Annotated in this window: 5 protein-coding genes, 1 rRNA gene, 1 pseudogene, 1 CRISPR repeat array and 1 riboswitch; of the genes and pseudogenes, 5 read left to right on the forward strand and 2 right to left on the reverse strand. The window is 48.2% G+C overall.

Going from position 1 to position 8,075, the window contains the following annotated elements; all coding sequences use genetic code 11:
• Positions 1–161: pseudogene (locus UF06_RS26465) on the forward strand (IS66 family transposase); the annotation flags it as partial.
• 64 nt (positions 162–225) lie between these two features.
• Positions 226–1,994: a CRISPR direct-repeat array (repeat unit 28 nt; unit sequence GTTCACTGCCGCACAGGCAGCTTAGAAA).
• A gap of 132 nt (positions 1,995–2,126) precedes the next feature.
• Here UF06_RS26465 and trmA read toward each other — a convergent pair.
• A complete protein-coding gene (gene trmA / locus UF06_RS18825) occupies positions 2,127–3,236 on the reverse strand; it encodes a tRNA (uridine(54)-C5)-methyltransferase TrmA (protein WP_045571799.1) in 1,110 nt (369 codons plus the stop codon).
• Positions 3,237–3,387: 151 nt separating this feature from the next.
• A riboswitch (cobalamin riboswitch) is annotated at positions 3,388–3,585 on the forward strand.
• Positions 3,586–3,636: 51 nt separating this feature from the next.
• Here trmA and UF06_RS18830 point away from each other — a divergent pair.
• Genes UF06_RS18830 through murI form a run of 3 tightly spaced genes read left to right on the forward strand, consistent with a single transcriptional unit; the run spans position 3,637 to position 7,054 of the window.
• On the forward strand, positions 3,637–5,478 hold the full coding sequence (locus UF06_RS18830; RefSeq protein ID WP_045571800.1) for a TonB-dependent receptor: 1,842 nt from the start codon (positions 3,637–3,639) through the stop codon (positions 5,476–5,478).
• 45 nt (positions 5,479–5,523) lie between these two features.
• Positions 5,524–6,186, forward strand: a complete 663-nt coding sequence (locus tag UF06_RS18835) for an ATPase (protein ID WP_045571801.1) — start codon at positions 5,524–5,526, stop codon at positions 6,184–6,186.
• A 58-nt stretch (positions 6,187–6,244) separates the two neighbouring features.
• Positions 6,245–7,054, forward strand: a complete 810-nt coding sequence (gene murI / locus UF06_RS18840) for a glutamate racemase (protein WP_082069777.1) — start codon at positions 6,245–6,247, stop codon at positions 7,052–7,054.
• Here the strand turns inward: murI and UF06_RS18845 are convergent.
• Complete coding sequence (locus UF06_RS18845; protein WP_045571802.1) at positions 7,008–7,460, reverse strand: RNA-binding protein; 453 nt, start codon at positions 7,458–7,460, stop codon at positions 7,008–7,010. The two genes, murI and UF06_RS18845, sit on opposite strands and share 47 nt — an antisense overlap.
• A gap of 529 nt (positions 7,461–7,989) precedes the next feature.
• Between UF06_RS18845 and UF06_RS18850 the strand changes: the two genes are divergently transcribed.
• Positions 7,990–8,075: ribosomal RNA gene (locus tag UF06_RS18850) — 16S ribosomal RNA — on the forward strand; the annotation flags it as partial.

Genomic DNA, 8,075 nt, shown 5'->3' on the forward strand with positions numbered 1-8,075 from the left:
ATAAGTTCCGAGACCGTCTACACTCGCTAATCGAAACGTGTAAAAAGCGAAAAATATCGTCACTTGATACGCTTTCACGCATAGCCAACGCGGTGGTTCGTCAGCAGCCATACCCAAATGTGTTCGACCTTAAGCACACGAGTTTTTATCTAAATACCTAGTCAACATGCTACTGGTGAACGCTTACTAGAAATTTTGATCGAGCAAAAGCGCAAGCGGCGATTGGTTCACTGCCGCACAGGCAGCTTAGAAATGTGCGCGTTCCCCAGCGTGGCTAAGCCACATGTTCACTGCCGCACAGGCAGCTTAGAAATCGCGCCCTGCCAAGCCCTAATCAGATTTTCAGTTCACTGCCGCACAGGCAGCTTAGAAAAAAAAGACGAATACCGGGCGTTACTAGAACGAGTTCACTGCCGCACAGGCAGCTTAGAAATCTCTAGTGGGGCGCATTTTTACTTTTTGATTGTTCACTGCCGCACAGGCAGCTTAAAAATTGACGCGGCAAAGGGTGGGCGAATGACTTGCGTTCACTGCCGCACAGGCAGCTTAGAAACGCAGGCATTGCAGCACCGCCCCCCGCACTTTGTTCACTGCCGCACAGGCAGCTTAGAAATTGCGACCATCGTAGAAGCTTGCTTGCAGATCGTTCACTGCCGCACAGGCAGCTTAGAAAATTTCAAACGTGCCTTGCCCGAATGCGCTAAAGTTCACTGCCGCACAGGCAGCTTAGAAAATCAGGATTTGCAAACTTAAACGAAATTGGCTGTTCACTGCCGCACAGGCAGCTTAGAAACTTCAGATACCGGTGCAACGTTCCGTGCGAAAGTTCACTGCCGCACAGGCAGCTTAGAAACAGAAGAGGCTCGTAAAACAGCACAGTCACATAGTTCACTGCCGCACAGGCAGCTTAGAAACTAGAAGACATCCAGCAGCTTTACAAAGGTAAGTTCACTGCCGCACAGGCAGCTTAGAAATCCCCTTTGGAGTTAATGCTATCAAGGCCCGCGTTCACTGCCGCACAGGCAGCTTAGAAAGTTAAGGAAGTGGCAAATGCAAAACCAAAGGAGTTCACTGCCGCACAGGCAGCTTAGAAATCACCACGAAAAGAACCAGCCCAAATACAAGTGTTCACTGCCGCACAGGCAGCTTAGAAATGAATCGAAGACTCTAAGTGAATCATCTCTCCGTTCACTGCCGCACAGGCAGCTTAGAAAAATCTAATGATTTCTGTACAGGTTTCATCACTGTTCACTGCCGCACAGGCAGCTTAGAAAAGAACGAAACAACCACGGTCACGCTTTCATCCGTTCACTGCCGCACAGGCAGCTTAGAAATTTTTCGAGTTGCTCAACAACAGCATCAGGTAGTTCACTGCCGCACAGGCAGCTTAGAAATTAAATGAGGTGTCCGAATGAAAGCACAAATCGTTCACTGCCGCACAGGCAGCTTAGAAATCCATAGCGCAACCAATCTGTACGCAAGCATCGTTCACTGCCGCACAGGCAGCTTAGAAAACTACCGGATGCGTGATTGCACGTCATTCGCTGTTCACTGCCGCACAGGCAGCTTAGAAATTGTTGTTGGTTCTGGCTTTCATTATCAAAAAGTTCACTGCCGCACAGGCAGCTTAGAAATTGTTAATCAATTTATCTCGCTTTGTTGTAAGGTTCACTGCCGCACAGGCAGCTTAGAAAGTTAGTGCGCATTATGTGGTGCGTCATTATGTGTTCACTGCCGCACAGGCAGCTTAGAAAGTTTCGAAGGTCGCGCAAAGAAACGTTACATCGTTCACTGCCGCACAGGCAGCTTAGAAATATCAACGGCATTGCTAATTAAAGAATCCAAGGTTCACTGCCGCACAGGCAGCTTAGAAAATGAACTGGTTGTACGCAGTGAACGTCTGTCCGTTCACTGCCGCACAGGCAGCTTAGAAAGACAAATGAGTGTCAAGGGGTCGTTTTTCTAGGTTCACTGCCGCACAGGCAGCTTAGAAAACAAAAACGCCACGAGCAAAGCTGGTGGCGTTAACATCAAATCCAATCATAGTAATCGAGCATTTTCGATGCGCCTGTACCCCAAGCCGTACCCAGGGTGACTTTTTCTACAATTAAAAACCTTTGAATCCCTTATTTAATGCGCTCCAGCAGTACACCTGCTTCCATGTGGTGGGTGTAAGGGAACTGGTCAAACAGGGCGAAACGAGTAATGGTGTGGGTTTCGCTCAGGATTTCGAGGTTCTCAAGCAGGGTCTCTGGGTTGCACGATATGTACAAAATGCGCTCATAGCCTTGCACCATTTTACAGGTGTCCACATCCATACCTGCGCGCGGTGGATCGACAAAAATGGTGTTGCAGTTATAGCTCTTAAGATCGATGCCATGGTCTTTCAGGCGGCGAAACTCGCGTTTGCCTTCCATCGCTTCGGTAAACTCTTCCGCTGACATACGGATGATCTGCACGTTCTCAATTTTGTTGGCGGCAATGTTGTATTGCGCCGATTCGACCGACGGTTTTGCCAGCTCTGTGGCCAGTACGCGTTCAAAGTTTTGCGCCAGCGCAAGCGAGAAGTTACCGTTGCCGCAGTAAAGCTCTAGCAAATCGCCTTGGCTCTCTTGGGTACAGTCGACCGCCCATGCCAGCATTTTTTCCGCGACTTTGCCGTTTGGCTGCGTGAAACTGTTTTCCACTTGTTGGTAGAGGTAAGGCTTGCCGTTCACATCCAGCTTTTCCACTACGTAATCGCGGTCCAGCACAATCTTCATTTTACGCGCACGGCCAATCAGATTGAGGTTAAACCCTTCGTCGTTTAGGCGTTGTTTCAGCGTTTTGGCGTTTTCGATCCAAGCTTCATCCAATTGACGATGGTAAAGCAGAGAAACCAGAATCTCGCCGCTCAATGTGGAAAGAAAATCGACTTGGAACAGTTTACGGCGCAGCGATTCATTGCCTTGCATGGCTTCGATAAGCAGGGGCATCAAGTCGTTGATCAGGCGACTGGCGGCAGGGAACTGGTCCACACGGTATTTTTCGCGTGTCTCTTGATTGAACATGATGTAATACATCTCGTCCCCTTCGTGCCACACACGAAACTCTGCGCGCATGCGGTAATGCTGCTCAGGGGACTCAAACACTTCCAGCTCTGGAGCTTGGTAAGGTGCGAACATGTCGGTTAAACGTTGCACTTTTTCTGCCAACTGAGCTTGGTAGCGCTGTGGGTTTACATCAAGAGTCGCCATGAATAGTTACCTTTTGGGTGCGTAAAAATAAAGAGCGCAGATTTTATTCAATCCCCGAGCATTGTCCAGTGCCAAGGGGAAATTGATAACTACGGCTGTGTAAAAATAGAGCTTAGACGATTTCTAACTGGACAAATAATCAATCACTTAATAGTATGCGCTTCAAGCTGGTGCTGTCTGGAAGTATAGATGGCTGAAAAGGGAATCCGGTGTGAATCCGGAACTGACGCGCAGCGGTAATAGAGAACGAAAGCTTAATAAGACACTGCACTAGGAATCGTGTGGGAAGTCAGGCGAGTAGGTTAACAGCTCTTAAGTCCGAATACCTGCCAGCAACTGAGCAAACACGGGAAGAATCTTCTTCAAGCTCGGTAGGATTTACGCGATTTAGGATTACAACATGCAAAAGTCTCTTTTAGCGATCGCCATGGCATCGCTGCTCGCCCCTATCTCTTATTCATATGCTCAAGAAGTGCAAACTAATGACACTATTGTGGTGACGGCGAGCCGTTTTGCCCAGCCAGAATCGTCAGTGTTAGCCTCGATGAGTGTGATCACTAAGGCGGAGATTGAAAAACTGAACGTGACGTCCGCTTTGGATGTGCTGAAAACACTCCCCGGGGTAGAGGTCAATAGCCAAGGTGGTAAAGGGCAAATCAGCAGCCTTTTTTTACGCGGTACCTCATCAAAACACACCTTAGTGCTGGTAGATGGTGTCAAAATTAACTCAGCAACAGCGGGTGGCGCATCATTAGGGTTAATTCCTGCCTTTGCTATTGAGCAAATTGAAGTGGTACGCGGCCCTCGAGCTGCTATTTATGGGTCAGATGCCATTGGCGGGGTGATCCACATCCGAACTATCCCATCGGAGCGTGACACCAAGCACGATGCCAATCTGGGTTACGGAAACGATGACCATACGTCATTGGCATGGCGTTCAGCGGGGCAGCTCAATGATTCAACTCAGGCGTCTTTTGTCTTTTCAGATGAAAAAAGCGATGGCTATCGAGTGAATGAGGTTGCTCCAAACAGCGACAGCCATGGCTTTGAGTCGCAAACGTTGTTTGGTTCGCTTCGTCATGAATTCAATGAGGTTTGGTTTGCCCAGTTTAATGGCTATCAACAGAACTCAGACGTTGAATACGCCAACCAGTTTTCAGGTGCAAAGAGTGAGAGCAACACCGATTTTTATAGTGTTGCCGGTTCACTGAACTTCCAGAAACAGCACTTCGCATCTCAGTTGATGGTCTCGCGCAGCGATAACGAAGCATGGGATGGCTCTGCGAGCGGTGCGGTTGCCAAGACGGCATTGTTCTCAAGCCGAAATTCCGCTTCTTGGCTGAACCAATGGGCCGTGAGACCGGCGCTTAATCTAGCGGCAGGTATCGATTATGACCAAGAGCACGCTCGACAAGGCGGTGCCAATAGCAGCAATTACAGTAAGACTGAAAAAGACAACAAAGCCGCGTTCGTTACGGCTCAGTTTGCCAACAGCCTCGTCACGGCAGAAGCGAGTGTTCGCCATGATGACGACAGTGCTTTTGGCCACCATACCACATGGAATATAGGCCTGGGGGTTGCGCCCACTGACAACCTTGAATTTGTGGCTTCGACAGGAACAGGTTTTAAAGCGCCAACGTTTAACGATCTTTACTGGCCTGGTAGCGGCAATCCAAACTTAAAGCCAGAAACGTCTAAGTCATCCGAGGTTGGCGTTCGCGGCACGTTCTCTTTCGTTCAGATTGATGTCTCTGCGTACCGTAACGAGATAGAAGACATGATCGACTGGGCACCGACAGGCCCAGGTGGCGCTTGGACCCCTTCCAATATTGATAATGCGAAAATTGAAGGCATTGAAATTGAAGCCTTGTTCGAGACGGGTGTGATTGAGCATCGTGTTTCTGCAGAATGGAAAGATCCGCGTGACAAATCAGACGATAGTCTTTTGATCCGCAGAGCGCGTGAAAACTTCAGTTGGGTATCGACCTATTCTGCGGATCGCTTCGACCTTTCTGCCGTTGCGAACTATGTGGGCGAGCGCAAAGACAGCACGGGTAAAACCATGGAGGCCTATACGCTGCTCGACATTAGCGCCAACCACAAGGTAACAGATGCACTCAGCTTGGGAGCGAGAGTGGCGAACCTGTTTGATAAAGAGTACCAAACCGCACACAGCTCAAGTGGTAAATACTACTTAGGTGAAGGCCGAAACTGGTTTGCCACGGTCAATTACCGTTTCTAATATTCAAGCCGCCTTCGGGCGGTTTTATTTTTTTGAGAATCAAGCATGAAGAAAAAACGCGTTGTGGTTAGCTGGTCTTCCGGTAAGGATTCGACCTTAACCTTATTAAGGCTGCTTGAGGATCCCGATTATAAAGTGGTCGCACTTTATACGACGTACGTTGGCAGCGAAGTCCCTTTTCAGGCAACGCCGCTAGAGGTTGTCGAAAAGCAAGCGGAGCTGATGGGGCTTCCTTTGATCAAAATCGCCCTGCCCGACGTGTTTCCTCCCAATCCAATCTATCAAAGCGCTATCGTCTCTGGGCTTAAAGCCTCAGGGATAGCAATCGATGCAGTGGCGTTTGGTGATATGTTCTGCAACGGTATTGCTGAATATCGACGCAGCTACATTGAGCCTGCTGGCTGGCAATGTCTCTTTCCTTTGATGGGAGAATCGAGCCGAATGCTGGCTAACGAAATTCTCAGCCGAGGGATTAAAACTATCCTTGTCACGACGGATGGAGAATCCCTTTCATCACAGTGGTGTGGGCGCTTGTATAGCCAGTCACTACTGACTGAGCTTCCTGCACACATCGATCCGTGCGGCGAGAATGGTGAGTTTCATACCTTAGTGGTCAACGCGCCTTGTTTTCGAGAAGAAATCTTAGTCACTCTGCTCGATAAAGAGAGCGATGGCCGCTTCACCTATCAAAGATATCGGATGCGCTAATTGCCAAATCATGGCGAGAGAGTATGATCTGAGCGTTTTTAATCAGCGGAATGGTCGAGTGAAGCGTTTTAGTCAGCCCAATGTACTCATCTTTGACTCGGGAGTCGGAGGTCTATCGGTCTTTCAGGAAATAAAAAACCTACTACCGACGCTGAACTACTACTACGTTTTTGACAACGAAGCTTATCCCTATGGTGAGCTGTCGCAAGAGACGCTGATTGCTAGGGTCAATGCGCTCGTGGTCAAAATGACGCAGCAGTTTGCGATTGATCTCGTGGTCATTGCTTGTAATACCGCGAGTACCATCGTTCTGCCCAGTCTAAGATCTGCGCTAGCCGTACCTGTGGTTGGCGTTGTGCCTGCCATTAAGCCTGCGTCGTTGCTCGCAAGCCGTGCGGTCGGACTTATCGCAACACCCGCGACAGTGACTCGGCAATATACTCATGATTTGATCCGTGATTTTGTCAAAGAAAAAGAGGTGGAACTGCTTGGGTCGACGCGGTTGGTTGATATCGCCGAAGAGAAACTGCGAGGTCGAGCGATCGATTTGCAAGAACTGTCCGACATCTTGCAACCGATGCGCAATAAAGTCGACGTCGCCGTCTTAGGCTGTACACATTTCCCACTGATAAAAGAAGAGATCCAGCAGGTGCTCGGAGAAGAAATCGCGCTGGTGGATTCAGGTCAGGCGATTGCAAGAAGAGTACAAGCTCTGCTACCCGCTCTGGAAGCATGGCAAAACAACCAAACGTGGCGCATTTTCAGTACAGCGCAGCCCTGGGAAGAGCAAGCGCTGAACCGTTCGGTAATGGATATGGGATTTAATCCGATAGAGATGTATCCGCTTCCTGAGATTTCGGATCGTTAGCGATACGCACTTTCAGAGTTCTTTGGATGTATTCCTTCTCATTTAAAGCATCTACAGCGTGTTGCGCGTCGGTGCTCGCCATAACAACAAAACCAAACCCTCGTCGTTTACCCGTCCGTTTATCTTTCATCAGACGCACAGCATACACTTCACCGTGCTGAGCGAAGAGTTGACGAATATCGGTTTCGTTCGACTTATAAGGTAGATTTCCTACATAAAGGGTTTTGGTCGCAATTGCGGGATCATCATTACTTGGTGTTGGTGTGTCGTTAAGAAAAGTGAAAATAAAAAACGTGCAGACGACACCAAGAACAAAACTAATCGCAGGAGAAACTTCGACCTGCGTAAGAATGAGCCCACCCACTATGGCTAAAACTGCGCTCAGAATGGCTTTTTTATACGTCATATCTATTTACTACATAATGGAGAGAGAAAAGAGTTGTGCCTATTAACAAAATAGACGCAGAGATCTTACGTTTATGCTTGGTGTTTTTCCAACCAATTGCTGTGATGGGTTTCAAATGTGCTGAAAAAACCGACAAAAAACACCATTTTGCTGAATGTTTGAGCGTTTAAATCGAAAAATAGAAAAAAGTATTGCGCCCGAGAAACTTCTCCCTATAATGCCGCTTCATCGACACGGAGTGCGACGCAAGTCACAGCCGAGTTAGTGAAGAGAGAAAAAAGAAAGGAAAAACTTCTTGACTCTCAAGTGTTACGGTGTAAGATACGCACCCCTGACGATGAGACGGATTGTTCAGAAAGTCGTTAGAAAAGCTCTTTAACAATATAAACCTATCAATCTGTGTGGGCACTCGTTGATGATAATCCAAAAGATTTATCAATGAACTGAGTGACCAAAACGAATCGCAAGATTCGGCACAGTCAATTTATTCAGTATTCATTGAGCCGAAGCGCAAGCTTCAAAAAACTTTTAATTGAAGAGTTTGATCATGGCTCAGATTGAACGCTGGCGGCAGGCCTAACACATGCAAGTCGAGCGGCAGCACAGAGAAACTTG

This window comes from Vibrio sp. S234-5 (assembly GCF_000960595.1).
In the GTDB taxonomy this organism is placed as follows: Bacteria; Pseudomonadota; Gammaproteobacteria; order Enterobacterales; family Vibrionaceae; genus Vibrio.

What these genes read in the sequence shown, in the direction of transcription:
- trmA (WP_045571799.1), bottom strand. Translation starts at nt 3,236, where the DNA reads ATGGCGACTCTTGATGTAAACCCACAGCGCTACCAAGCTCAGTTGGCA.
- UF06_RS18830 (WP_045571800.1), top strand. Translation starts at nt 3,637, where the DNA reads ATGCAAAAGTCTCTTTTAGCGATCGCCATGGCATCGCTGCTCGCCCCT.
- UF06_RS18835 (WP_045571801.1), top strand. Translation starts at nt 5,524, where the DNA reads ATGAAGAAAAAACGCGTTGTGGTTAGCTGGTCTTCCGGTAAGGATTCG.
- UF06_RS18845 (WP_045571802.1), bottom strand. Translation starts at nt 7,460, where the DNA reads ATGACGTATAAAAAAGCCATTCTGAGCGCAGTTTTAGCCATAGTGGGT.